This is a genomic window from Streptomyces sp. NPDC002809 (assembly GCF_040295435.1).
Classification (GTDB): Bacteria; Actinomycetota; Actinomycetes; order Streptomycetales; family Streptomycetaceae; genus Streptomyces.
The window spans coordinates 19325-43019 of the sequence record NZ_JBEOVJ010000061.1; the positions used below are offsets into that span (position 1 = coordinate 19325).

22 protein-coding genes are annotated in these 23695 nt (G+C 69.7%); 14 read left to right on the top strand and 8 right to left on the bottom strand.

Features of this window, described 5'->3' with window-relative positions; all coding sequences use genetic code 11:
• Nucleotides 1-26: 26 nt before the first annotated feature.
• Nucleotides 27-593, bottom strand: coding sequence for a YcxB family protein (locus ABT025_RS28485; RefSeq protein ID WP_351000429.1), 567 nt, complete (start codon nt 591-593; stop codon nt 27-29).
• A gap of 77 nt (nt 594-670) precedes the next feature.
• Nucleotides 671-1642, bottom strand: a complete 972-nt coding sequence (locus ABT025_RS28490; RefSeq protein WP_351000432.1) for an NADP-dependent oxidoreductase — start codon at nt 1640-1642, stop codon at nt 671-673.
• A 108-nt stretch (nt 1643-1750) separates the two neighbouring features.
• Here ABT025_RS28490 and ABT025_RS28495 point away from each other — a divergent pair, with 108 nt between their 5' ends.
• A complete protein-coding gene (locus ABT025_RS28495; RefSeq protein WP_351000435.1) occupies nt 1751-2338 on the top strand; it encodes a TetR/AcrR family transcriptional regulator in 588 nt (195 codons plus the stop codon).
• A 205-nt stretch (nt 2339-2543) separates the two neighbouring features.
• On the opposite strand, the gene ABT025_RS28500 is transcribed toward ABT025_RS28495, so the two are convergent.
• Entirely contained in the window at nt 2544-3311 is a 768-nt protein-coding gene (locus ABT025_RS28500) for a DUF4232 domain-containing protein (protein WP_351000437.1), read from the bottom strand.
• Nucleotides 3312-3755: 444 nt separating this feature from the next.
• Here ABT025_RS28500 and ABT025_RS28505 point away from each other — a divergent pair, with 444 nt between their 5' ends.
• Complete coding sequence (locus ABT025_RS28505) at nt 3756-4952, top strand: hypothetical protein (RefSeq protein WP_351000439.1); 1197 nt, start codon at nt 3756-3758, stop codon at nt 4950-4952.
• Between the two features lie 109 nt (nt 4953-5061).
• Here the strand turns inward: ABT025_RS28505 and ABT025_RS28510 are convergent, their stop codons facing one another.
• Nucleotides 5062-6378 (bottom strand): low temperature requirement protein A, encoded by a 1317-nt coding sequence (locus ABT025_RS28510; protein WP_502972049.1) that lies wholly within the window; start codon nt 6376-6378, stop codon nt 5062-5064.
• A 161-nt stretch (nt 6379-6539) separates the two neighbouring features.
• Between ABT025_RS28510 and ABT025_RS28515 the strand changes: the two genes are divergently transcribed.
• From ABT025_RS28515 to ABT025_RS28550, 8 genes are all read left to right on the top strand, one after another.
• A complete protein-coding gene (locus ABT025_RS28515; protein ID WP_351000442.1) occupies nt 6540-8396 on the top strand; it encodes a hypothetical protein in 1857 nt (618 codons plus the stop codon).
• Between the two features lie 150 nt (nt 8397-8546).
• The gene (locus ABT025_RS28520; RefSeq protein WP_351000445.1) at nt 8547-8930 is read left to right on the top strand and encodes a hypothetical protein; all 384 of its coding nucleotides are present in this window, start codon (nt 8547-8549) and stop codon (nt 8928-8930) included.
• Nucleotides 8927-10732, top strand: coding sequence for an alpha/beta hydrolase (locus ABT025_RS28525; RefSeq protein WP_351000451.1), 1806 nt, complete (start codon nt 8927-8929; stop codon nt 10730-10732). Before ABT025_RS28520 ends, ABT025_RS28525 begins: the two co-directional genes overlap by 4 nt.
• Complete coding sequence (locus ABT025_RS28530; RefSeq protein WP_502972050.1) at nt 10729-11289, top strand: hypothetical protein; 561 nt, start codon at nt 10729-10731, stop codon at nt 11287-11289. The genes ABT025_RS28525 and ABT025_RS28530 overlap by 4 nt, the downstream gene beginning before the upstream one ends.
• A gap of 318 nt (nt 11290-11607) precedes the next feature.
• The gene (locus ABT025_RS28535; RefSeq protein ID WP_351000455.1) at nt 11608-13977 is read left to right on the top strand and encodes an alpha/beta hydrolase; all 2370 of its coding nucleotides are present in this window, start codon (nt 11608-11610) and stop codon (nt 13975-13977) included.
• Nucleotides 13974-14588: a hypothetical protein gene (locus tag ABT025_RS28540; protein WP_351000457.1), complete on the top strand. Its 615-nt coding sequence runs from the start codon at nt 13974-13976 to the stop codon at nt 14586-14588. Before ABT025_RS28535 ends, ABT025_RS28540 begins: the two co-directional genes overlap by 4 nt.
• A gap of 207 nt (nt 14589-14795) precedes the next feature.
• On the top strand, nt 14796-15788 hold the full coding sequence (locus ABT025_RS28545; RefSeq protein WP_351000460.1) for a C40 family peptidase: 993 nt from the start codon (nt 14796-14798) through the stop codon (nt 15786-15788).
• A gap of 268 nt (nt 15789-16056) precedes the next feature.
• On the top strand, nt 16057-16788 hold the full coding sequence (locus ABT025_RS28550) for a phosphatase PAP2 family protein (protein ID WP_351000463.1): 732 nt from the start codon (nt 16057-16059) through the stop codon (nt 16786-16788).
• A gap of 547 nt (nt 16789-17335) precedes the next feature.
• On the opposite strand, the gene ABT025_RS28555 is transcribed toward ABT025_RS28550, so the two are convergent.
• Both ABT025_RS28555 and ABT025_RS28560 read right to left on the bottom strand, forming a co-directional pair.
• A complete protein-coding gene (locus ABT025_RS28555) occupies nt 17336-18937 on the bottom strand; it encodes an FAD-binding oxidoreductase (RefSeq protein WP_351000466.1) in 1602 nt (533 codons plus the stop codon).
• 51 nt (nt 18938-18988) lie between these two features.
• Nucleotides 18989-19177, bottom strand: coding sequence for a hypothetical protein (locus ABT025_RS28560; protein WP_351000469.1), 189 nt, complete (start codon nt 19175-19177; stop codon nt 18989-18991).
• A gap of 131 nt (nt 19178-19308) precedes the next feature.
• On the opposite strand from ABT025_RS28560, the gene ABT025_RS28565 reads away from it, so the two are divergent.
• Entirely contained in the window at nt 19309-20199 is an 891-nt protein-coding gene (locus tag ABT025_RS28565) for an SCO4651 family lipoprotein (RefSeq protein WP_351000471.1), read from the top strand.
• A 132-nt stretch (nt 20200-20331) separates the two neighbouring features.
• Nucleotides 20332-20526: a hypothetical protein gene (locus ABT025_RS28570; protein ID WP_351000474.1), complete on the top strand. Its 195-nt coding sequence runs from the start codon at nt 20332-20334 to the stop codon at nt 20524-20526.
• Nucleotides 20527-20560: 34 nt separating this feature from the next.
• Here the strand turns inward: ABT025_RS28570 and ABT025_RS28575 are convergent, their stop codons facing one another.
• A complete protein-coding gene (locus ABT025_RS28575; protein WP_351000477.1) occupies nt 20561-20956 on the bottom strand; it encodes a metal-sensitive transcriptional regulator in 396 nt (131 codons plus the stop codon).
• A 200-nt stretch (nt 20957-21156) separates the two neighbouring features.
• Here ABT025_RS28575 and ABT025_RS28580 point away from each other — a divergent pair, with 200 nt between their 5' ends.
• Together ABT025_RS28580 and ABT025_RS28585 are read left to right on the top strand one after the other, a co-directional pair.
• The gene (locus ABT025_RS28580) at nt 21157-21777 is read left to right on the top strand and encodes a DUF47 domain-containing protein (protein ID WP_148019498.1); all 621 of its coding nucleotides are present in this window, start codon (nt 21157-21159) and stop codon (nt 21775-21777) included.
• A 5-nt stretch (nt 21778-21782) separates the two neighbouring features.
• On the top strand, nt 21783-22781 hold the full coding sequence (locus ABT025_RS28585; protein ID WP_351000480.1) for an inorganic phosphate transporter: 999 nt from the start codon (nt 21783-21785) through the stop codon (nt 22779-22781).
• 122 nt (nt 22782-22903) lie between these two features.
• Here ABT025_RS28585 and pstB read toward each other — a convergent pair whose 3' ends face one another.
• Nucleotides 22904-23680, bottom strand: coding sequence for a phosphate ABC transporter ATP-binding protein PstB (gene pstB, locus ABT025_RS28590; protein WP_351000483.1), 777 nt, complete (start codon nt 23678-23680; stop codon nt 22904-22906).
• Nucleotides 23681-23695: the final 15 nt, after the last annotated feature.

Below are 23695 nucleotides of genomic sequence, written 5' to 3' on the forward strand. Positions count from 1 at the left end.
TCCGGGCCGGGTGCGTTTCGTGTTCGTCACACGCGAGTGGTGTGCCGGTCCAGGACGGCGCGCAGCCGGTCGAGATCCCCGGCCTCCTGTGCGCCCCGCTTGGGCAGGACCCCGAGGTACGTGATGTGGGGGTCCCGGCTGAGCAGGACGAAGTGCCCCGGCGTCTCCCGGTAGCCCCGGTAGACGGACCACTTCTGGATCAACGTGCTGTGGTCGTTGCGGCAGGTGATTCCGGCCGGGGACACGGTGGCGTGGTACTCGCCCTGCCAGCCGACGACCCGCTGCACATGGGAGGCCTGCAGCCGCGGGTAGCCCCACACCACCAGGACGACGAACAGGAACAGCACCGTCGAGACCGCGTCGATGCGCCCGCGGCCGACGACGGCGAGCAGCCACTGGCCCGCCCACAGTGTGAGGAACGCCCACCGAAGCAGCAGCCCGGTCCGCTTGATCCGCTCACGGACCCGCAGTCCTGCCAGTGCGTCGGCGGTTCGGGGCCGGTACACCAGCTGGACCGCGATCGGTTCGTCCACGGCGACGTCGGGGGCATCCGCGCTGTTGCCGGTGCCTTCGGCGCTGCGGCCCTCGGACATGGTTCCTCCCCGGTACGAAGAACTGCGGATCCTACCGAAGCCCGGTCCCGGGGTGGACTGCTGTGCGACGGCCGGTTCTACGCGGCCACGTGGAGGACGAGCTTGCCCTGGATGTGGCCCTGTTCGGCGCGCGCGTGGGCCTGCGCCGCCTCGCTGAGGGCGAAGACGCCGTCGATGGCAACCCGCAGTCGTCCGGCGTCGAACAGGGCTCCGAGCACAGCGAGTTGCTCACCGCTGGAGTGCACCTGCCAGCCGCCGACCGAGATCCCGAGCGCGGTCGCGCGCTCGGGGTGGTACTCCCCGGGAAAGACGGGGGCGATTCGGCCGCCGCGCCGCAGGACCGGCAGGAACCGGTGGCCGTTCGGGCCACCGACCGTGTCGATCAGGACGTCCACCTCCTCGTGCAGGACATCCTCGGCGGCGGTCTGCGTGTAGTCCACGAACCGGTCGGCGCCCAGGTCCTTGACGAACGCCTCGTGGCGCCCCGAGGCCACGCCGATCACGCGCCCGGCGCCCCTGGTCCCGGCCAGTTGCACGGCGAAGTGGCCCACCCCGCCTGCGGCCCCGTTGACCAGGACCGTGCCGCCCGGTCCGAGGCGCAGATGCTCGACGAGGAACTGGTACGCGGTGAGGGCCGCCATCGGTACCGCCGCTGCCTCCGCATGCCCCAGTGTGTCGGGCTTGCGCGCCAGGTGCGCGGCGGGCGAGGTCGCGTACTCGGCGTATCCCGCGTGCCGGCCGGGGAAGTCGACCAGTCCGAACACCTCGTCACCGGCCTGCCACTCGGTGACCCCGCTGCCGGTTTCCGCGACCACGCCGGAGATGTCGGAGCCCGGAGTGAAGGGCAGTGACCGCACCGGGCGCATTGCTTCGGGGATGTTCTCGAAGCCCCTGCGTGCGTACCAGTCGGGCGGGTTGACGCCCGCCGCGTGGACTCGAACCAGTACTTCGCCGGGCCCGGCCTCGGGACGCGGCACCTCCTCGTGCACCAGCTGTTCGGGGTCGCCGAAGGCATGCACTCGCGCAGCCCACATCGTTGCTGTTCCCATGGTGTTCCCCCCGGGCGCCGTAGGGCGCACTCCGCTCCGATATGATTCGGAGCACTGCTCCAGATAGTACGCGGAGCAGTGCTCCGGTTGTCAACGTCGGGAAATCCCATGCCAGATGAGACCATTCCACAGGAGCAGCGTGCCGATGCCCGGCGCAACCGTGAGCGCATCCTCGAAGTCGCCGATGACGTCATACGTGATCAGGGCACCCAGGCATCGTTGCGTGATGTCGCCCGGCAGGCAGGCGTCGGACTGGGCACGCTCTACCGGCACTTCCCGACGCGGGACGCCCTTCTGGAGACCCTGCTGCGCCAGGGCTTCGACGGGCTCGCCGCGCGGGCCGATGAGTTGCTGGACGGCGGCCTGCCGCCCGAGCAGGCGCTTGCGGAGTGGCTCGGCGAGTTCACGCTCAGGGCCGGCGCGTTCAGGGGGCTGCCGGCTTCGCTGATGGCAACGCTCGGCGACGAGGATTCAGCCCTGCACGCCTCGTGCCTGGCCATGCGGACGGCCTGCGGCCGGCTGCTGCGGGCGGCCCAGGAGACCGGGAGGATCCGCCCCGATGTGGACGGCACCGACCTGTTCGCCCTGGTCAACGCCCTCAGCTGGATCGCCGACCAGGCACCCTCGCTCGCGGCCCGCCGCGAACGCCTGCTCGCCCTCGTCATGGACGGCCTGGCGCACTTCGGTGGGCGGTAGCTGTTGCCGGGGGAGGACGACGAAGCCCCCTGAAGGACCGCTGGGGTCCGTCAAGGGGCTGTCTGTTTACCGGCGTCGCGGTGTCGCGGTAATCCCGGTGTCGCCGTGTCCTGGTCTCCAGTTGTCCCGGTGCCTTGGTCCTTCTGGGGTTCTGGAGTCCTGGCGCTCGCCGCCGGGCCGGCCGGGTCGGCCTGTGCGGGGCAGGTCAGGACTTGGTGTCCGCCTGAGCCATGGAGCTGACCGCCTCGGCGACGGTGCTGCGGTACAGGCCGAGCTTCGGTTCGTTGACCTTCACGTCCGGGCCGAGCGGGAAGTTGAGCTGCTCCGCGTTGGGCATGTGGTCGCCGTCGGCCAGCACGTTCAGCTCGTTGATCCAGGTCACGCCGTTCCCGCCGCTCGGGTTCAGGTCGATCACGGCGATGGCGGCGGTCTTGGGCTTGACCGGGTAGGCCGGGGCGCCACCCAGGCCGCCCGGAACCAGCGGCGTGATGTCACCGCTGTGGTCGCTCGCGCTCGCGCTGCCCAGGCTGACCCGGGGGAAGTAGCTCAGGCCGCAGGCGTTCGCGCCGGTGTTGTTGACCTCGATCACCTGCTGGGTGGCCGAGCCCTCACGTGCGTACACCCGTACCGACAGGTCCTCGCTCTTGCACGGGTGCTTGTAGGCGTAGCTGTCGCTGGTGTTGCCGCCGGTGGTCGTGGCGGCCTTGGCGGTGCCGTTCTTGGACGTGCCCGTGCCGGAGGTGACTGTCTTCGCGGAGCCGCCGGTCGTTGCGGTGTCCGTGTCCGTGTCCGTGTCCGAGCCGGCGGGCTGCGAGGCGTCCGCCGAGGCGACGTTCTTCGCTCCGCTGTCCGCCGGGCCGGCCGACTTCGTGCCGCTGCCGTCTCCGCCACAGGCGGTGAGGGCCAGTGCGAGCACGGCGGTGACTGCGGCGCCGATGGTGGCGGTGCGCTTGCGGGTGTGGAGGGTACGCATGTGAATTCCCCGAGTGTGTGGCGGTCGAGTGTGGCGGTGCTGCCGAGGCCCGGAACTTGCGGCGAACCGCTCCCCCTCCTGACCTGCTGACATATGAAGCTTCCCGCCCGCCGCTCATGTTCTGCTAACGCCCTCCTGACGTCCCGCTGTCGTGTCCGCATCCGGGTGCCCACCGCCGGCACGGGACCGGAGCGCCGAACAGGTTCCGGGGCATGGGTCCGGTCCGGTTCGGTCCGGTGCGGTTCGGTCCGGTGTCCGGTCCTGAGAACCGTTCGTGAGGGTGAGGGCGTGGGTGTGGGTACCCGGGCGGACGTGGACCGTGGGCGATGACTGGGGGCGCTGATCGTGCCGTTGTTGCCGTCGTCGTTCTCTCGACAGGGTCGGAGCGCGGTTGTGCCCCACATCACGCGTGACTTCCGCGGTCTGATCACCGTTAGATGTGATGTGCCCAAGCCTGCCATCTCGACCGAGACCGCTGCCGCGTCGCCTCCGCCGCCCGCGCCCCTGCCCTTTCTGCTGACGCCACGACAGGGGGAGGTGGCGCGTGAGCTCCTCTCGTACGTGGCCGGTCTGCCGCTGACCTCAGTGGATGCGCAACTCCTCGCCGTCGTCGTGGCGATCCGGGCTGCGCGGGCCGGGGTCGGGAACCTCACGGGCACGGACCTTCGGTCGCTGCGGCTGGACGATCCGGAGCGGGCCGTCGCCGAACTCGTCGCCGCCGGATGGCAGGTGCCCGGCTCGCTGCTCGACGGGGATCCGGACAAGCCGTCCGGGATCGTCGTGCCGGACATGACGCCGGGGCCCGGCCATGTCCTGCCCCTGGGCAAGGGCACGCGGTCGAAGGTCTCGGGATGGGCCATGCGCACGCGGATCGCCAAGCCGGTGAAGAAGGCCTCGCCGGCCGCGCGGCTCGCCGCGCTGTTCCTCGCGGCCTACTGCACCGACGAACTCGTCGGGGAGGCCCCCGCCGACCTGCCCGTCGCCTGTTACGGGGCCGTGCCCGTCCTTCTCGACAAGGGGTTCCTGGCCGAGGTGTCCGGCCGCACGTACCGGCTCGGGCCGGCGGTGCGGCACCTCGCCGGCATGTTCCGTACCCCTGAGGAGGCCGCGGAACTCCAGGCCGAGGAGGCGGTGCGCCGGGCGGCGCGTGAGGCGGCAGCCGCGGCGGAACTCGTGGAGATCACCCCGGCCCGGTGGGCGGAGTGGAAGTCCGGCATCAGCCCGGCCCTGCTGCGGCACGTGGAGGCCGTGGAGCAGTGCTCCTCGTGCCGGTGCTCCTTCGGTCGGGTCGCGAAGGCGTTCATGTCCACGCCGTCGCCCGTCCCCGCGCCCCGGCCGGCGGCCGGGGCCCACGAGGCGTGGAGGGAAGCACACCCGGAGTGCGGCAGGGAGGCGGCCGCGTTCACCGTGGCCTTCCGCGCGGAGCACGGTCACGGGCCGTCGTACGGGCAGTTGTGCAAGGGGCTGGGCTGGAAGAAGCTCTCGCGCTCGCTGCGCGGCCTCGTCGTGAGCGGGATCCTCGCCGACGGATGGCTGACCGAGACCTCTCCCGTGCCGTGGACCCTGCGCCCGGGGAAAACCGCCCAGGCACAGGGCATCGTGCTGCCCGGTCGGACGGCGGCGGTTCGCTCCACGCGCTGAGCTGTGCGGGGTGGGGCCGGGTGGGCCGGGCCGGTGTGCGGCCGGTGCGGTGTGGGCCTGTGCAGTCCGTGCAGTCCGTGCGGCCTGTACGGCCTGTGCGCGCAGGGTTTCAGGTACTCGGCTCCTGCGGGGTGTCGGGGGTGCCATTGTGCGTGTTCTTGTGTGTGTCTTCGTGGGCGTCCCTCCGGGCGTCCCCGTGTGCGTCCGTCTTCACGTTCCCGTGCGTGGTGTTTCGCTCGGTGAGGATCAGCGTCGTGGCGATGAGGAGTGCGGTGATGACGCCCGTGACGAGAACCGGGGAGGGCCCGAACGTCGCGGCCAGGACGGCGACGACGGCGACGGGGTGGAGCGCGTCGACCGGGCGGCGCAGCCCGCCGGCGCGGTGGTGCAGCAGCCATACGAGGGTGACGAAGACGGCGACCGGGATGGTGTAGGCCGCCGCTGCCGCATGGTCGGAGAGGTGACCGTGGCCGGTGGTGTGGGCCACGTTGACGGCGAGACCGGCGCCGACGGCTGCCGCGGAGGCGAAGACCAGGTAGTGGCCGTACCCCCACAGCAGCACCCTGCGCAGGGTGGTGAGCCGGTGGTGCGCGCTCTGCGCGAAGTAGAGCCACCACAGGGCGAAGACGGTCAGGATGCCCCCGACCACGAGGGCGGCGAGGTCGCCCAGCGCCGCGTCGGAGCCGAGTGCGGCGTGTACGGCTCCGGTGGCGGCGGTGATGGACTCGCCCAGCACGATCAGGGTGAACAGGCCGTACCGCTCGGCGATGTGGTGCGGATGCCAGGTGGTGGTGGCGGCCCGTTCCGCCCAGGCGGGGACGGAGATCTCGGCCAGGACGAGGACGGCGAACGTGGCGAGCCGGGTGTCCTCGGGCAGGGCGAGGCGCACGACCCAGCCGACCTGGACCACGAAGATGCCCACGGCGTAGCGCAGGCAGGTGCGGCGCCGCTCGGGGTCGGACCGGGCCGCGCGCAGCCACTGCGTGACCATGGCGAGCCGCATGATCACGTAGCCCCAGGTGATGACCGTGAAGTCGTCTTGCTGCAGGGCCTCCGACGCCCCGGCGGCGAGCACGAGGGCGCCGGTGATCTGGACGAGGGTGAGCAGCCGGTAGGGCACGTCGTCGGTGTCGTAGGCGGAGGCGAACCAGGTGAAGTTCATCCAGGCCCACCAGATCGCGAAGAACACCATCGCGTAGCCGAGGACACCGTGGGCGATTCGCCCCTCCGCGAGTTCGTGCTCGAACGCCGTTGCCGCCTGGGCCACGGCTGTGACGAAGCAGAGGTCGAAGAACAGCTCCAGCATGGTCGCGGTGCGGTGCTGCTCGTCGGAGAGACGGGCGACCATGGGCCTGCGCCAGGAGGAGAGGGAGGGCGAGGAGGGCGGAGAGGGCGGAGAGGGCGGAGAGGGTGGTGAATGGTTCATGAGGGCGCATTCTTCCTGGTGTTTTGGTCGGGATGCGCCGACTGAGCCTTGTACCCGCCCTTCGCGCGGGCGGCCGGCGGCGGCGAAATCCGTTGGTGCCGTGGCCGGGCTGCTGCCAGACTCCGCCGCATGACTCATGGAATCGAGAACCTCCCCGTCCGTTGAGCGCCCCGGAAGAGCGCGCAGCGCTCACCTCCCGGCCGCCCTCGTTGTACTCGTACGCTCTGCGCCTGCAACACGCGGAGCCGGACGGGTGGCCTCCCGAGAGGGGATACGCGCTGCCCGGTCCTCCCGCGCGGAAACGCAGGTTCGGCCGCAGTTGGCGCGAGACCCGCGAGGCCGTGGCGGACCTGCTGAAACAGTTGCTCGTCGACCCCGATGCTGTCCGGGCCGCCGCGGAGGCCGAACGACGGCTCGCCGCGATGGAACCCGCGGTGAGGGACAACCAGCTGCTCTTCGCGGTACGCGACGTGGTGCTGGAGGACGAGCGGCGGGCGCGTGCACTCGGGCGGTGCCTCACACGTACGGGAAGCAGTCCTGCGGCCGTCTGTGTCGGCCTTGCTCTGCTGGCCAGGCTCGGTGAGCCGGCGGATGTGCCCTGTCTCAAGGCTCTCGGCGGCTTGCGCGATCTCGTGAGCCCGGCCGTGTACGCACTTGACACCATCGACCGGCAGGCCGCGGCCCTGGTGTGGCTGGGGCATCACGCGAAGGGGCCGGAGCTGCGAGGGCTGGTCGCCGCCCTTGCGGCGGAGGACGGCATCGCTGTGCGCAGGGGACTGGCGGCGGTTCCCCGGGATCCCGCCGTCGTGCGGCCCGAGACTGCGCGCAGGGTCGTGGAGGCGGTGCGGCCCGCCGGCCTGCTGGAAGCGGGGGAGGTGGAGTTGCCGTCCCTGAGCGCTGAGTTGACCGCGTGCACCGGCTGGTTGCTGTTCCGTGCGACGAGCCCGCACGACGACCGGGCCGAGATCCTTCACTGCTCGGAGGCGGTCAGGACGTACGAGGCATTCGTTTCGTACGCCGGAGCGCTGGAGCCCACGCTCGACCACTACGGGTTGCTGCTCTCCGCCGCGTTCGAGTTGCAGAGCGGGCCGAGCCGGTTGCACGACTGGGGCCCGGGCCGGTGCGAGGCGTTGCTGGCGGAGCTGGAGTCCGTACTGAACCGGCCTGCGTGGCAAGGGGTGCTGGAGCCGGGTGCCGAGCCCGGGGAAGGTGTGGACAGGGGCGAGTGCAGGCGGTCCGACTGGGCCCGGCGCAACGCGCGCCGGCCGTTCCGCGATTCGGTGGGTGCGGTGGGTGCGGTGCATGCGGAGGGGGCGGTGGGTGCCGTGGGATTCGTCGGTCGTGCGGGGGGTGTGGGGCCGAACCTGCGGATCGAGACCGTCGTGCGCGATCCGATCGATTCCGGCGAGATCGAGGTCCGCGTGCTGATCGACGGCCGGCCCCTGGTGCCGGAAGCGTTCGGGCGGGGGGCCGCGAACAGCCCGGAGTGGCTGCTGGACAGCGGGCGGTTGCGGGCGACGGAGGAGCCACGGGAGGTGCAGCTCGCTGAGGCGTACTGCACGGAGGGCTGCTGCGGTGCGCTGCACGTCACGATCCGGCGCGACGGTGACGAGGTCATCTGGTCGGACCTGCGCTGTCCGCTGCCGCCTGCCTCCCCGCTGTATGTGCGTGAGATCCCGGAATTCCGCTTCGACGGAGCCGCGTACGACGCGGAGATCAGCCGTGCCGAGAACGACCACGCGTGGACGTGGCCGGCCCGCGAGACCGCCCGGCTGATTGCCGCCGGGCTGCGGGACCGGCCGGATCTGCTCACCCGCTGGAAAATGCAACTGGGCTGGGCCGGTACGGACTTCAGGGACCAGGACCGTACGGCGTTGTGCCTGAGTTACGAGAGGGAGGACGGTTCCCCGAAAGCCCTCATGTGGCACATCCCGGACGACGGCACCCTGCCGGAGGCCCGCGCCACTGACGCGTTGCGCCGCCTCGCCATGGTGGACCCGAGAACGTACGGGCCGTAGCACCTGGTCCACCGTTCGGGTGATCTCCGCCGGGAGGTGATGCGTTGGGAGGCCCGGGGAGCGGGGGGCTGGGGCGCTCCCCGGGGTCCGGGCGCGGCGTGTCGTGGCTGCCTGGTTTGGCACAGTGCCGCTCCACGATCAAGGAACGGGGTGAGCGGTGTGCAGCAGAGGCTGAGCGATCTGGCGGGTGGCGGGGATGGTCCCGCCGGCGGGGACCAGCTGAGGCACAGCGACGGGGCGTGGCTGAGGGCGGCCGGGGGCGCGGAAGGAATGGGGGTGCACCTGGGGCCGGTCGGAACGGAGTTGGCGACCGCGCACGAAGGACTGCTCGCGGGGACCGTCGGCCTGAACGCGCTGGCCGAGCTGGGTTCCGTACGCGAGTCGTGGGAGCGGCGATTCGAGACCGCGCGCCGGGAGTGCGGGTCCCTGGCCGGCAGTCTGCGGGCCGTCGCCCGGGCCCAGGGCGAGACGAACGAGACCGTGAAGTCGTCCTTCGCGCCCGTGGCGAGGCGCACGCGGGGAGTCGAGCGATGACGGCGGCCTCCCGCCTGACCTGGGCCCAGTTACGGGACCTGAAGTGCGCCGAGCTGGAAGGTGCGGCCGATGGCTGGGGCAAGGCGAGCAATCGGGCCGACGCCGGGCGGGACCGGATCGAGAAGCAGCTGCTGACCGGTTTGCGAGAGACCCAGCAGGGCGCGGCGGCGGACGCGGCGGTGGGGAGGCTGCGGCGGATGAGCCGGAACCTTCAGTACGTCTACACGGAGTGCGGCCTGGTCCGCACGGCACTGAACAGCCTCGCGCACGAGATGAAGGCCCAGCAACGAGTGCTGCGGGAGGCGTTGGACGATGCGGAGGCGCTGAGGTTCACGGTGCACGCGGACGGTTCGGTGACGTACCCGGAGGCGGGGGAGGGCCTGATCGACGGGAAGCCGTTGGTGGGCGGCACCGCGTCGGTGGGGACGGCGCCGGGACTGCTGCCGCCGTCGGGGCTGGTGGCCCCGAACCCCAATGTGGCCAAGGCGCAGGACATTGCGGACCGGGTGGCGAAGGCGGTGCGGACGGCGGCCGAGATCGACTGGAGGTTCGCCCGGATCCTGCGGAAGCTGAAGGCCGAGGAGGGCCTGAAGGTCCCGGACCGGACCTGGACGGACGCGGCGGGCGATGCCGCGGCGGTCCGGGACGCGGCGCGGGGGTACCTGAAGTCGGGCATCCCGCTCGAGGCGAGCCCGACGGCGCGGCGGGAGTGGTGGGCGGGCCTGACGGACGAACAGCGCGAGGAGTACCTCGCGGTGTACCCGGACCAGATCGGCAACCTGGACGGCATCCCGGCCCTGGTCCGCGACACGGCGAACCGGGACAACCTGCAACTGCTGATCGGCAAGTTGGAGGGCCATGACGGCGAGCGGGCGGAGACGCAGCTGGCGGGGCTGCGGGAGATCGACCGGCAGTTGCAGGCGGGGCGTCGGCCCGGAGAGCCGCCCATGTACTTACTCGGTATTGGGGATGAGGGGAATGGTCGGGCGATTGTTTCGTTTGGTAACCCCGACACATCGAGGAACGTTGCTGCGTACGTTCCGGGTTTGAATACTTCGCTCGACAAAGAGTTTGCAGAGGGTGACCTGAAACGAGCGCGCGATACGGCGATTGGTACTCGATATTACGATTCGTCGAGTGCTGCGATTGTATGGCTTGGATACGATGCGCCTCAGTCGCCAGACGGCCTGCATAGTCTCGATGTTATGAGGGACGAACGAGCCGAGAGGGGTGGGTATTCATTTCACCAGTTCATGGGTGGACTGTCGGCTACGAACGAGAATAAGGATCCTCATATGACCGCGATCGGTCACTCCTACGGATCTCGTACGGTGGGTGCCGCCACGCAGCACAGTGAGGGCATTCCTGGCGTTGACGACATTGTTCTGGTTGGGAGCCCTGGGGTTGGTGTTGATCGCGCAGAGGATCTTGGAGTGGGCAGGGATCACGTCTTCGTTGGTGCAGCGGAGAACGACGTTGTGACCAAGCTTCCGTCGAAACAACAGAGTGCTGCCGGTGCGGTTGGCTGGGCTGCTGCTGGGCCTGCTGGTGCGTTTCTCCTCGGTGAGGTAGCAGATCAGAGGGATGACGACCTTTGGTTCGGTCGGGATCCTGCGAGCAAGTCCTTTGGTGCGCGACGCTTCGAGGTTGACGAGGGGCCTCGGTTGGTGGGTGCAGATGGTGTATCGATTGATGCGCATTCTCGCTATTTCGACCCGAACAGGGATGCCGTGTCGGCGAACAATATTGCACTCGTTGCGGCTGGGCGCCCGGGGAAAATCAAGGCTGAGGAGTATCGATGAGGCGTAATGTCGGGGGGATGGTTATCGGGGGGATGGTTATCTCCTTGATTAGCTCTTGCGTCGGCGGTGAAGAGGGATTGGATGAAAGTAGAAGAGGAAGCATGAATATGCAAGAGGCTGCCGAGCGAGCTGATGTAATTCTGGATGCTGTCCTGGATGAAATCCAGCCGAGTGTTCGGTGGGTGCATGGGCCGACAACTACCGGAGTCTGTGATGTGACTCGCAGGCGGACGGTTATGACCATTGTTTCCGCAGATCGGCGTGGGAGCTTTCTGGGTCTTGTAGATCGATTTTGGCAAAAGAGTGCCTACAAGATTAAGGCGGTCAATGATGATGCGGATGTGCCTGCCATTTTTGCGCAGACGAAGGATGGCTTTGGGGTAAGTCTGATCGTTGGCGGTGAGGGGCAGGTCTTCTTCGAAGTTGACAGCCCATGCGTCAGAGAGTCAGACGTGGCTGACCCCGTTGCCGAGCCAAGCGGACCGAACTATGCGGGAGCCGAAGTAATCCCCCGTCCCAACGTTCACTCCGACTTCTGGTCCGCCGGGGCTCCCTGACGTCGTTTCCCTGCCCCGCAATGACCGGAACGGCATGGTCCGTGGGGGTTAGGGATGGTCGAGGGGGCGGATGTTGAGTCCGGCTTTGGGCCCTGGGGCCTATGCCGAACCCCGCAGTGTTGTGGTCGCATACGAATACCGGGGGAACCGTCTGCGCCTGCTCACAAAGCTGGGAGACTTGTCGTGTCTGGCATAGGAGAAGCGTTACCGGGTGGTGCTGACGTCTGCGCCCCCGAAGTCAGTCCGGGCAGGCAGCCGCTGTCGCGCCCCTTGCAGGTCGTGCTGGTTCTCGTCCGATTGCTCTTTGTCGTCACTATCGTGGGCGCGTTCCACGCGCTGCTCGTGGCCTCGTCGGTCGACGCGGCGGACGGCCGGCTGCTGGGCATGGTGTTGTACACCGTGCTGCCCGGCATCACCGGGTTCGTGTTGTCGCTGTATGTGCGGGCCGGTGGCGTCCAGATCTGGCGTGGGCTGCTGGCAGTGCACGGCTGGCTCGCGCTCGGTGCGCTGGCGACGCTGAACGACCCGGGCAGCAACCGGGGCATCACGCAACTGGTGCTGCCAGTCGTCGTTCTCGTCCTGCTGTGCCGACCCCAGGCGCGCGGATGGTTCAGGCTCGCTCCCGAACAGCGCGTTGAGCAGAAGCCGTTCATCATTCCCCGGGTGTTTCGTTGGCGTTTGGACACCGGGCAGTCCGCGCTGGAGTACGTGGGCCTGATCCTCGTGGTCACGGCCCTCGTCGGTGGCCTTATTGCCACGGGGATGGGCGGGCAGATAGCCGGCCGATTCGGCAATGCCATCTGCCAGGTGACCGGGGGCGCCTGCCCGGCACCCGCGGCTGTCGCCGACGGACGCGGTGGCGGGAAGGGCAGCGGCGACGGCAGTGGCAGTGCCGCCGGTTCCGGGGACGGGTTCGAGGGCGCCACCGTGACCGGCGGAAATGGCTCCGGCGGGTCCGACACGGCTGGGACCGAGTCGTCCGGGTCGGAGTCGGCCGGGACCGGATCCGGCGGGTCCGATGCGGCCGGTGGCAACGGTGCCGGTGGCAACGGCAACGGTGCCGGTGGCAATGGCGCGGGCGGTGGCGAGTCCGGCGGTGGCGAGTCCGGAAGCAACGGGACCGGCGGCAGCGGTGCCGACGGCAACGGTGCCGGTGGAGCCGGCGGCTCCGAGACCGTCGGCGCGGTCGGTGGCGGTTCGGATGGAACTGGCGGTTCTTCTTCAGAGGTCGACGCGGGTAGACAACCTTCGACCACGGGTTCCACCGGTGGCTCGGACGGCAACTTCTTCACCGGCCTCGTGGGCGGCGACGGTCTGCTGGGTGATGTCACCGGGGCCGTCGACGCGATCGCGCACCCCGTCGACACCGCCAAGGGCGTCGTCGACCAGTACGGCCAGGCCGCGAGCAAGGCGGGCGGCAAGTGGGGCAAGGGCCAGTACGTGGCCGCTGCGTGGGACGTGGCCAAGGGGCCCGGTGGGGTCGGTGGCGCGCTCACCGGTCTGCCCGGGTCGGGTACGCGCGTCGAGTCGGCGGTACGGGACTCGGAGCGGCAGTACCTCAACGACCGCATCCCGACCGGGTCCAGCGCCGCCGGCCGGAAGGCGTGGTGGGACGGGCTGACGCAGCAGCAGCGCGACCGGTACCTGGAGCTCTCCCCGGACCGGATCGGCGGTCTGGACGGCATTCCGGTGGCGGACCGGGACACGGCCAACCGCCGGAACCTTCCTGGCCTGATCTCGGACCTGGAGGGCCGGAGCGACAAGAAGTCGAAGGAACAGCTGGCCGGTCTCCGCGAGATCGACCGGCAGTTGAAGGAGGGCAGCCAGCCGCCGATGTACCTCATAGGCATCAGCGACGAGGGCAACGGGCGGGCGATCGTCGCCTACGGAAACCCCGACACCTCGCAGAACGTGTCGGCGTACGTTCCGGGGCTGAACACCTCGCTCGACGAGGAGTTCGCGAAGAACGACCTCAAGCGCGCCCGTGACACGGCGATCGGCGCCCAGGGCTACGACCCGTCCAGCGCGGCGATCGTCTGGCTCGGGTACGACACACCGCAGACCCCGGACGGGATGCAGAGCCTGGCGGTAGCGGGTACCGGCCGGGCGGAGAAGGGCGGCGCGGCCTACTACGACTTCATGGGCGGCATCACGGCGACCAACCAGAACAAGGATCCGCACCTCACCGCCATCGGACACTCCTACGGTTCCCGCACCGTCGGTGCCGCGACCCAGCGTCTCGGCGGAATTCCAGGGGTGGACGACATCATCCTGGTCGGCAGCCCCGGGGTGGGTGTGGACCACGCGGTGGATCTCGGGGTCGGTGCGGCGCACGTCTACGTCGGTGCGGCGGCCAACGACCCGGTGACCAAGCTCCCGTCCAAGACACAGGTGGTCGTGGGTTCGCTCGGGATGATTCTCGGCGGGCCGGCCGGTGCGTACCTGGCAGGGGACCTGGCCGATCCGGGCGACGACGACCTCTGGTTCGGCAAGGACCCGGCGAGCAAGGCCTTCGGGGCCATTCGGTTCCCCGTGGACCCGGGCAAGCCGCTCGTCAGCGGTGACGGTGTGAGCTTCGATGCACACTCGAACTACTTCAACCCGGTGCGGGACGCCATGTCCGCCGACAGCATTGCTCTTATCGTGTCGGGACACGCCGACCGGCTCAAGATGGAGGAACAGCGATGAGCCGAAGGATCCAGATCATCGTCGTGGCTCTGGCTGTCGGGTTCACGCTGTCCGCCTGCGGCAGTGAGAAGGGCTCGTCGGGGGCGGACGCGGGCACCACCGTCACCGAGAGCCCCAAGGACACCAAAGGCACCAAAGGCACCAAGGGGAACAGCATGGACATGCAGGAGGCCGCCGAGCGGGCCGACGGCATGCTCGACGCCGTACTGAAGAAGATCGACCCCGAGGTGCAGTGGGCCCACGGGCCGACGACCAAGGGCAGCTGCGATGTGACCCGCAGACGAACCGTCATGACCATCGTGTCCGCGGACCGCCGGGTGACCTTCCTGGACCAGGTCGAGAAGTTCTGGCGGACGAGCGACTACCGCATCAAGGCGAAGAACGACGACGCGGTGTTCCCGGCGGTCTACGCGGTGACGAAGGACGGATTCGGCATCAGCGTCAGCGTCCGGGCCAAGGGGCAGGTCTTCCTCGAGGCGGACACTCCGTGCGTGAAGGAGTCGAAGGTCGCCGACTCCGCGTCCAAGCCGAACGGGCCCGACTACCAGGGTGTCTACCCGCTCCCCAGCCCCAACGTCCGGTCCGACTACTGGTCGGCCGGGACGTCCTGAGGGTTGGTCAGTGCGCCGGGTGCCCGCCCCCGCGCACCCGGCGCATCGGACGCCGGGCCCGGCGCACCCGGCGCGCCGGGCCGGGTGCCCGGTGCGCCGGAATGGCCGGGGTGCGACCCCAATGCCCCGCACGACTCGCACACACCGTCGAAAACACCCATGAACCCTTTCCCGATGGGGGATGGTTGAGGGGTGCGGAAATACTGGATGGCAGGTGGGATCGGCGTCGGCGTCGCCATGTGCTTCGTGGCGCTGCTCGTCGTCGGTACGTACTCCGCCGCCGCCGACCTCGGTGGAGGCGGGGGTGGAGCCGTGGCGCTGGCCAAGGGGGCCGTGCCGGCCAAGTACCAGCCCCTTGTGCAGAAGTGGGGCAACCTCTGCCCGGCCATCAACCCCGCCCTCCTCGCCGCCCAGCTCTACCAGGAGAGCGGCTGGAACCCGCGCGCGCAGAGCCCGGCCGCTGCTCAGGGCATCGCCCAGTTCATCCCGGGGACCTGGGCCTCGCACGGGGTCGACGGGGACAAGGACGGTGACCGGGACGTCTGGGACCCCGCCGACGCGATTCCGTCCGCGGCTTCGTACGACTGCGAGCTCGCCGGGTATGTGAAGAAGGTCCCCGGGGATCCGACGGACAACATGCTGGCCGCGTACAACGCCGGTGCGTACCGGGTCATCAAGGCCGGTGGAGTTCCCGCCATTTCGGAGACGCAGAACTACGTCAGGATCATCCGTTCCCTGGAGAAGAGCTTCGCCCGGCCCGTCGGGCGGGTGCAGCCCTCCCAGCAGGCCGCGGGCGCCATCTACTTCGCCCAGAAGAAGCTCGGTACGAAATACCTTTGGGGCGGCAACGGCACCGCGGAGCAGGGCGGGCGGTTCGACTGTTCGGGACTGACCCAGGCCGCGTACCGGACCGTCGACATCGAGCTGCCCCGTGTGGCGAACGACCAGTACAACGCCGGTCCGCACCCATCGCGCGACGAGTTGCTCCCCGGTGACCTGGTGTTCTTCTCCGACGACCTGGCCAACTCGCGGGCCATTCACCACGTCGGCCTGTACGTCGGGGGCGGGTACATGATCAACGCTCCGTACACCGGTGCCGTCATCCGGTTCGACAAGATCGACACGCCCGACTACTTCGGTGCGACACGCGTCACGAAGGACGGGGCCGCCGCGCTTCCGACCGCCCGGCCGGCGGCATGACCCCAGGGCGCCGGTGGCCGGAACTCTCTGTGAAGCCTGGGCCCTGAGCTGCGACGATGAGTCACTCTTCGATAACGTCATGGTGATCATTCGGTAGAGAGTGGAACGTACGCACGGGACGCGTCGTTCTCTGGTTGGACCGGGGCCGCAGCCATTGACCTAGCGTCGCCCCGACGCACGTAAGTGATCGAACCGAATACGGGGGTTCGTCATAGCGGCACACAGGGGTGTGTGCCGCAGCAGCAGACAAGGCAAGGGGCCGCGGCAGATGGCTGGACTCGCACTGGATGGGTCGAACCCCGATGTCAGCCTGCTCTACGACATCAACGGGCTCGCGAAGTCCGCTCCCACGTGGTTCGACCGGGTCATGGAGTTCGTCGGTGAGTACGGGATCATGCTCGGCATGGTCCTGGTGGTCCTGTGGTGCTGGTGGAGTGTCCGCCGACGCGGCACGGCCGAGGATTCGGTGACCGCTGTCGCCGGGCTCGTCTGGGCGCCGCTCGCGGCCGGGATCGCCCTGCTGATCAACATTCCGATCCGTGGATTCGTGGAACGGCCGAGACCGTTCAAGGACCACCAGGGGCTGGACGTCCTGGTGGACGGGAAGAACGACTTCTCCTTCGTCAGCGATCACGCCACCATGGCGATGGCCCTCGGCGTCGGGCTCTTCGTGGCGAACCGGAAGTTCGGCATCGCCGCGATCGCGCTCGCCCTGCTGGAGGGCTTCTGCCGGATCTACATGGGCGTTCACTACCCGACCGATGTCATCGGCGGCTTCGCGCTCGGCACGGCAGCCGCGTTGCTGCTCGCTCCGCTCGCGATGATGCTGCTGACGCCGCTGGTGGGTGCCGTCTCGCGGTCCGGCCGGCTGGGCAGGCTGGTCAGGTCGCGCAGTCCGCTCGCGCCTGCGGCCGACGGCAGCGGCGAGGCGCTCGGGATTCCCGAGCCCCGACCCGGTTCGGGTGGCGGCTCGGAGGGCGAGAAGGGGCTGGCCGCCTAGGCCGGAAGGCCGCGGCGCGGCCCGCCCGGTGTGGGCAGGGCACCTCCGGTGCAGGCCCAGGTGCCCCGTGCCCGACCTGCAGGCCGGGTACCTCCGCCGCAGGCCAGGCGCCTCTCGTGCGGGCAGGGGGCCTTCGGCTCAACCCGCAGTTGAGGTGCCTTCGGTCCAACCCGCAGGCCGGGCACCCTCGCCGCGACCTGCAGGCGGAGCACCTCCCCTGCAGCCAGTCGGCTCCCGTGCAGGCAGGGCTCCTCTCGTGCGGGCAGGGGGCCTTCGGCTCAACCTGCAGTTGAGGTGCCTTCGGTCCAACCCGCAGGCCGGGCACCCTCGCCGCGACCTGCGGGCGGAGCACCTCCCCTGCAGCCAGTCGGCTCCCGTGCAGGCAGGGCGCCTCTCGTGCGGGCAGGGCGCCTTCGGCTCAACCCGGAGTTCAGGCGCCTCCGGCCCAACCCGCCGGCCAGGCGCCTCCGCCGCAGCGATCCCGTGCCGGTCGGTTGTGCCCCGTGCTGGCGCCTCCGCCGCAGCGAGCCTCGGGCGCCCGTACCGCTCACAGTGATTGCGGGTACGTGAAGAATCCCTCCGGGTCGTAGCTCTTCTTCACCTCGCCGAGGCGGGCGGCCGCCGTGCCGTAGTAGGCCTTGCGCCAGTCCGTCAGAGCCGGGTCCGTGTAGTTCTGGTACGCCGCCCCCGATGCGTGACGGCGCATCGCCGAGTGGGTGTCTTTCAGCCACTTCTGCTGAGAGGTGCCGGCCGTGCCCGTGCGCCAGGCGCCGATGTACTGGGCGAGCATCCGCGAACCGCGGTGGACGAACGCGGTGGCCTGCGGGTCGACCCGGTTGATCGCGCCGCCCAGTGCGGTGAGGGCGACCGAGCCGCCGCCGCCCTCGTCCGCGCCGATCCGGGTGAAGGCCTCGGTCCGGTCGAGCAGGGCCTGGACGCCCGCCGGGGACAGCGAGCGGTCGTAGAAGTCGGACGCCGCCGCGTACGTCTCGCGCTGGAGCGAACCCTGCGGGCTGCGGCCCGGTGTGGTGCCGGGCAGGTGGCACTGGGCGTCGGTGATGCCCGAGCAGCCCGCGTACACGAGCATCGCCTCCTGGTAGCTGCGGCGGCGCAGCGAGACCGAGGACGCGGAGGCGCCGATCCGGTCGGCGAGACGGTCGACGGCGTTCTGCAGATCGCTGTACGTGCCGAGGCTGAACGCCGAGACCGACACGGTCGGGTTCCCGCCGCCCGGTCCTGCCGCGACGTGTGCGGCGGACCAGATCTCGTCCGGCTGGTCCGGGCCCCACTCCTGCCAGGCCGTCACCACCGCCCGGGCGCGCGACCAGGGCCAGGACATGTACGCGGAGACGGTCTGCGGGGCGGGACGGGTACGGAAGCGGAGTTCGGTGACGACCCCGAAGTTGCCGTTGCCCGCGCCGCGCAGCGCCCAGAACAGGTCCGGGTGGTGGGTCGCGTCGGCGGTGAGCGTCCTGCCGTCGGCGGTGACGATCGTCGCGGCGGTGAGGCTGTCGCAGGTCAGGCCGTACGCGCGCGAGGCGACTCCGTGGCCGCCGCCGAGGGTCAGGCCGGAGATGCCGACCGTGGGGCAGGAGCCGCCGGGGATCGTCAGGCCGTGTGCGGCGAGGCCCTGGTAGACGTCGAGGAGCCGGGCGCCCGCGCCGATCGTGCCGTCCCGGTCGACGCTGTTGAGTGACGAGACGTCAATGACGAGCCGCCCGTTGCCACTGGACCAGCCGGCGTAGGAGTGCCCGCCGCTGCGGATGGCGACGGGCACGGAGCTGCGGCGGGCGAACGCCAGGCACTCGCGGATGTCGGCCTCGTGCCGGACATAGGCGACCGCGGCCGGTTTCTGGTCGTCGTAACGGGTGTTGTAGAGCTGACGGGCGGTCGGATAGGCCGCGTCGTCGGGGCGTACGAGGGAACCGGCGAGGCTCTTGCCCAGGGCCGGCCAGTCCGCCGGAACGGCGGGCGAGGCCGCCGACGGTGTGGCGGGGGACGCGGCGGTCGCCGCCGACGTGGCCGGGGTGGGGCCTGCGGCGGGTGTGTCGGTGCCGGTGCCGGGGCTGTCGCACGCGGTGGTGGCGGCGCCCGTGAGTACGGCCGCGGCGCCTGCGGTCAGTACGGTGCGCCGGTTCGGCAGGGTCATCGGACCTCCGGGGTGGGGGGAGAGGACGAGGACAGGCGGAGAAGGCGGAGGTCAGGCCGCTGTCGTGCGGTGGTCCTCGGCGTCCGTGCGGGCCAGGTCGCGGGAGCGGCGGGCCGGTCCCGACCAGCCGCAACTGCAGCGGGCGACGCAGAACGAGCCCCGTTCGACGGTGGTGGCTTCGTGGGCGGTCCGGGCCGGTGGGACGGTCGGCGGGACCTCGGCGGTGTGTTGGTCGTACACGTGCCCACGGTACTGGGCGGGGCCCTGTGATGGTGAGGGGTGTGCGAGCGGCGTGACGGGGGGCAGGGGCTGTCGTTATGCGGAACGGGTGGGGGCACGGGCAGGCGGTCGGCGTTGGGGGTTGGCAGGCGATGGTGGTGCAGCAGCACAGGTCCGGAGGCGGGACGCGCGCTGTGTGCGCCCTCGCCGTGGTGGGCGTGATGGTGGCGGCCGCCGGCTGCGCGGTGGACGGCGGGGGCGGTGCCGCGGCCGACGACCGGTCCGGTCCCGCAGCCGCCGAAGCCGTGCGGCGGGCAGCGGCGGTGCTCGTGGGGACGGGGGCCACGCCGGGTGCCGGGGACCGGCCCGCGGCCGGGAGCGCGGAGGTCGTCACGTCGATGGAGACGGCGGCCGGCGGCACCCGGGTGACGATCCGGGGCAAGGGGTCGTACGACTTCCGCACCCAGTCCGGCCTCCTCAAGGTCGTACTGCCGCAGGACGCGGCGGGTGAGGAGGAGCACCGGCCCATCACGGAACTGCTGGCCCCGGGGGCGCTCTACATGATGAACCGCGGTGCCGGGGTGCCGGCGGACAAATGGGTCAGGATCGACACGACGGCGCTGGCGGACGGCAATCTGGTGACCGGCGGCGTCACCGACCCGATGGCCGCGGCCGAACTGCTGAGCGGGGCGGGCAAGGTGACGTACCTGGGGGAGACCGATCTGGCCGGGGTGACGGTGCGGCACTACCGGGGGACCACCGACATCGCACGGGCCGCGCGCCGGGCCTCGGCCGCCTCGCGGGGTGCGCTGACGGCCGCCGCGAAGGGGTTCCGTACGGACACGGTGCCGTTCGACGCGTATCTGGACGAGCAGGGCCGGCTGCGCAAGGTGCGGCACCGGTTCAGCTTCGCCAACGACGGGCAGACGCGTGAGGTGGTGTCGACGACGCTGCTGTACGGGTTCGGGGTGGCGGTCTCCGTGCCGTTGCCGGACGCGGGTGACATCTACACCGGAGAGATCGAACAGGGGCGGCGGGAGTGACCGGCCGGGGCCCGTCGTTCCCAGCCCCTTCTAGGCATCTGGCGGTAGCGAAATGGTCCGTCCGTGCCATGCGCGGCGTGTGTCGCGATCCCTACTCTGGGAAGTCGGCGACGGCAGTGAGAGGTGAGTGACGTGGTGACGCTCAGCCCGCGGACCGTATCGGACCATGTGGCTCTCGCCGAGATCGAGCTGTGCGGGGAGCTGATGATCGCGGCGTCGGCGGCGATCGGGGAGCGGCTGAGCGCGGACCGTATCGACGAGGTGCTCGACGTCAAGGTGATCACCGAGCGCACCACCGTCCCCCGGCAGGCGGAGCACCGGGGGTGACGGGGTGGTCGGCAGGTGTGGGGCGAGGCCCTGATCAGGTGCGCAGCAGCCGGGCGATGGCCTTGGTGGCCTCCTCGACCTTCGCGTCGATCTCCTCGCCGCCCTTGACGGCGGCGTCGGCGACGCAGTGGCGCAGGTGCTCTTCCAGAAGCTGGAGAGCGAAGGACTGGAGCGCCTTGGTGGACGCCGAGACCTGGGTGAGTATGTCGATGCAGTAGACGTCCTCGTCGACCATGCGCTGCAGGCCGCGGATCTGGCCCTCGATGCGGCGCAGGCGCTTGAGGTGCTCGGCCTTCTGGTGGTGGTAGCCGTGTATCCCACGGTCGTGGTCGGTCACGAGCGCTTCGGTGGGAGCTGTGGCGTCGGCCGTGCCCGTGCCGTCCGCCGTGTCCGGCGCCCGATCCGCCTCGGTGGCCTCGGTGGTGGTCATTGCTGCCTCCCGTTTTCCCTTTACCCTGCCGTTTATATACCCCTGGTGGGTATATCCTAACGAATTCAGCTGAAACGTGACCGGGGCCCCGTGCTGATCACTGTGCCTGATGCGCGACACTGAAGAATGCCGGTTAGCCGTGGCCGGATGATGCGCCTAGCATCAGCCTGACCGAATCCAAAGCACCCCGAGGACCCCACGTGCGCTTTCGTCTGACCCCCAGGGAGACGAGCTTCTACGACATGTTCTCCGCATCCGCGGACAACATCGTCACGGGCTCGAAACTCCTGATGGAACTGCTCGGGGCGGATTCTGCCTCCCGAGTCGAGATCGCGGAGCGCATGCGGGCAGCGGAGCACGCGGGGGACGATGCCACCCACGCGATCTTCCACCAGCTGAACTCCTCATTCATTACGCCGTTCGACCGCGAGGACATTTACAACCTGGCCTCGTCGCTCGACGACATCATGGACTTCATGGAGGAGGCCGTCGACCTGGTCGTTCTGTACCAGGTCGACGAGCTCCCCAAGGGTGTCGAGCAGCAGGTCGAGGTGCTGGCGCGGGCGGCGGAACTGACCGCCGCGGCCATGCCGAACCTGCGGACCATGGACAACCTCACCGAGTACTGGATCGAGGTCAACCGCCTGGAGAACCAGGCCGACCAGATCCACCGCAAGCTGCTCGCCCAGCTCTTCAACGGCAAGTACGACGCCATAGAGGTGCTGAAGCTGAAGCAGATCGTGGACGTGCTGGAAGAGGCTGCCGACGCGTTCGAGCACGTCGCGAACACGGTGGAGACCATCGCGGTCAAGGAGTCCTGAACCACGTGGACACCTTTGTGCTGGTCGTGACCATCGGCGTCGCGCTCGGCTTCACGTACACGAACGGCTTCCACGACTCGGCGAACGCGATCGCCACGTCGGTCTCCACCCGGGCACTGACCCCGCGGGCGGCCCTGGCCATGGCGGCTGTGATGAACCTCGCCGGTGCCTTCCTCGGCAGCGGGGTCGCCAAGACCGTCAGCGAGGGTCTAATCGCGACGCCCACGGGCGACAAGGGGATGGGAATCCTCTTTGCCGCACTGGTCGGCGCGATCATCTGGAACCTGATCACCTGGTACTTCGGCCTGCCGTCGTCGTCCTCCCATGCCCTGTTCGGCGGCATGGTCGGCGCCGCGCTCGCGGGCGGGACGCTGGTGCACTGGGACGGGGTGCTCGACAAGGTCGTCATCCCGATGTTCATCTCGCCGGTGATCGGCCTGGTGGTCGGCTATCTGGTGATGGTCGCCATCATGTGGATGTTCCGGAAGTCCAACCCGCACAAGGCCAAGCGCGGTTTCCGGATCGCGCAGACCGTCTCGGCCGCGGGCATGGCGCTCGGTCACGGTCTGCAGGACGCGCAGAAGACGATGGGCATCGTGGTGATGGCCCTGGTCATCTCCGGCCACGAGACGTACAGCGACCCGATCCCGGTCTGGGTGAAGCTCGTCTGCGCGCTGATGCTGTCGCTGGGTACGTACGCCGGTGGCTGGCGCATCATGCGGACGCTCGGCCGGAAGATCATCGAGCTGGACCCGCCGCAGGGCTTCGCCGCGGAGACGACGGGTGCGTCGATCATGTTCGGCTCGGCGTTCCTGTTCCACGCGCCGATCTCGACGACGCATGTGATCACCTCGGCGATCATGGGTGTGGGCGCTACCAAGCGGGTGAACGCGGTGCGCTGGGGTGTCGCGAAGAACATCATCCTCGGCTGGTTCATCACGATGCCTGCCGCGGCGCTGGTTGCCGCGGCGAGCTACGGGATCGTCCTCCTGCTGTTCGGCTGACCGCCGGACCGGCCACCGTACGAACGGGTCCGCCCCGCTCTCCGTGAGGAGAGCGGGGCGGACCTTTCGCCTTGTGGTGGCACCGCCATGCAGCACCCCAAGGCCGTCTGGGGAGGGACCGGTCAGCCGAAGCGGCCGGAGATGTAGTCCTCCGTGGCCTGGACCGAGGGGTTGGAGAAGATGCGTGCCGTCTCGTCGATCTCGACGAGCTTGCCGGGCATGCCGACCGCCGCGAGGTTGAAGAACGCCGTGCGGTCCGAGACCCGGGCCGCCTGCTGCATGTTGTGCGTCACGATGACGATCGTGAAGCGCTCCTTCAGCTCACCGATCAGGTCCTCGATGGCGAGGGTGGAGATCGGGTCCAGGGCGGAGCACGGCTCGTCCATCAGCAGGACGTCCGGCTCGACCGCGATGGCGCGGGCGATGCACAGGCGCTGCTGCTGACCGCCGGAGAGGCCGGAGCCGGGCTTGTTCAGCCGGTCCTTGACCTCGTTCCAGAGGTTCGCGCCGCGCAGCGACTTCTCCACGATGTCGTTCAGGGTGCTCTTGCGGTACTTGCCGTTCAGCCGCAGGCCCGCCGCCACGTTGTCGAAGATCGACATGGTCGGGAACGGGTTCGGGCGCTGGAAGACCATGCCCACGGTGCGGCGCACGGTGACCGGGTCGACGTTCGATCCGTACAGGTTCTCGTCGTCCAGCAGCACCTTGCCCTCGACGCGGCCACCGGGGGTGACCTCGTGCATCCGGTTCAGGGTGCGCAGGAAGGTGGACTTGCCGCAGCCGGACGGGCCGATGAAGGCGGTCACGGAGCGGGGCTCCACGGTCATGGAGATGTCGTCGATCGCCTTGTGGCTGCCGTAGAAGGCTGACAGGCCACTGATGTCGATGCGCTTGGCCATCTGAATCACTGCTTT

Excerpts from the sequence above, each read along its gene's own strand:
- ABT025_RS28510 (WP_502972049.1), bottom strand. The coding sequence starts at position 6,378 with ATGAACCATTCACCACCCTCTCCGCCCTCTCCGCCCTCTCCGCCCTCC.
- ABT025_RS28575 (WP_351000477.1), bottom strand. The coding sequence starts at position 20,956 with ATGACCACCACCGAGGCCACCGAGGCGGATCGGGCGCCGGACACGGCG.
- pstB (WP_351000483.1), bottom strand. The coding sequence starts at position 23,680 with ATGGCCAAGCGCATCGACATCAGTGGCCTGTCAGCCTTCTACGGCAGC.
- ABT025_RS28525 (WP_351000451.1), top strand. The coding sequence starts at position 8,927 with ATGACGGCGGCCTCCCGCCTGACCTGGGCCCAGTTACGGGACCTGAAG.
- ABT025_RS28545 (WP_351000460.1), top strand. The coding sequence starts at position 14,796 with ATGGCAGGTGGGATCGGCGTCGGCGTCGCCATGTGCTTCGTGGCGCTG.
- ABT025_RS28530 (WP_502972050.1), top strand. The coding sequence starts at position 10,729 with ATGAGGCGTAATGTCGGGGGGATGGTTATCGGGGGGATGGTTATCTCC.
- ABT025_RS28540 (WP_351000457.1), top strand. The coding sequence starts at position 13,974 with ATGAGCCGAAGGATCCAGATCATCGTCGTGGCTCTGGCTGTCGGGTTC.
- ABT025_RS28495 (WP_351000435.1), top strand. The coding sequence starts at position 1,751 with ATGCCAGATGAGACCATTCCACAGGAGCAGCGTGCCGATGCCCGGCGC.
- ABT025_RS28485 (WP_351000429.1), bottom strand. The coding sequence starts at position 593 with ATGTCCGAGGGCCGCAGCGCCGAAGGCACCGGCAACAGCGCGGATGCC.
- ABT025_RS28500 (WP_351000437.1), bottom strand. The coding sequence starts at position 3,311 with ATGCGTACCCTCCACACCCGCAAGCGCACCGCCACCATCGGCGCCGCA.
- ABT025_RS28550 (WP_351000463.1), top strand. The coding sequence starts at position 16,057 with ATGGCTGGACTCGCACTGGATGGGTCGAACCCCGATGTCAGCCTGCTC.
- ABT025_RS28565 (WP_351000471.1), top strand. The coding sequence starts at position 19,309 with ATGGTGGTGCAGCAGCACAGGTCCGGAGGCGGGACGCGCGCTGTGTGC.
- ABT025_RS28490 (WP_351000432.1), bottom strand. The coding sequence starts at position 1,642 with ATGGGAACAGCAACGATGTGGGCTGCGCGAGTGCATGCCTTCGGCGAC.
- ABT025_RS28555 (WP_351000466.1), bottom strand. The coding sequence starts at position 18,937 with ATGACCCTGCCGAACCGGCGCACCGTACTGACCGCAGGCGCCGCGGCC.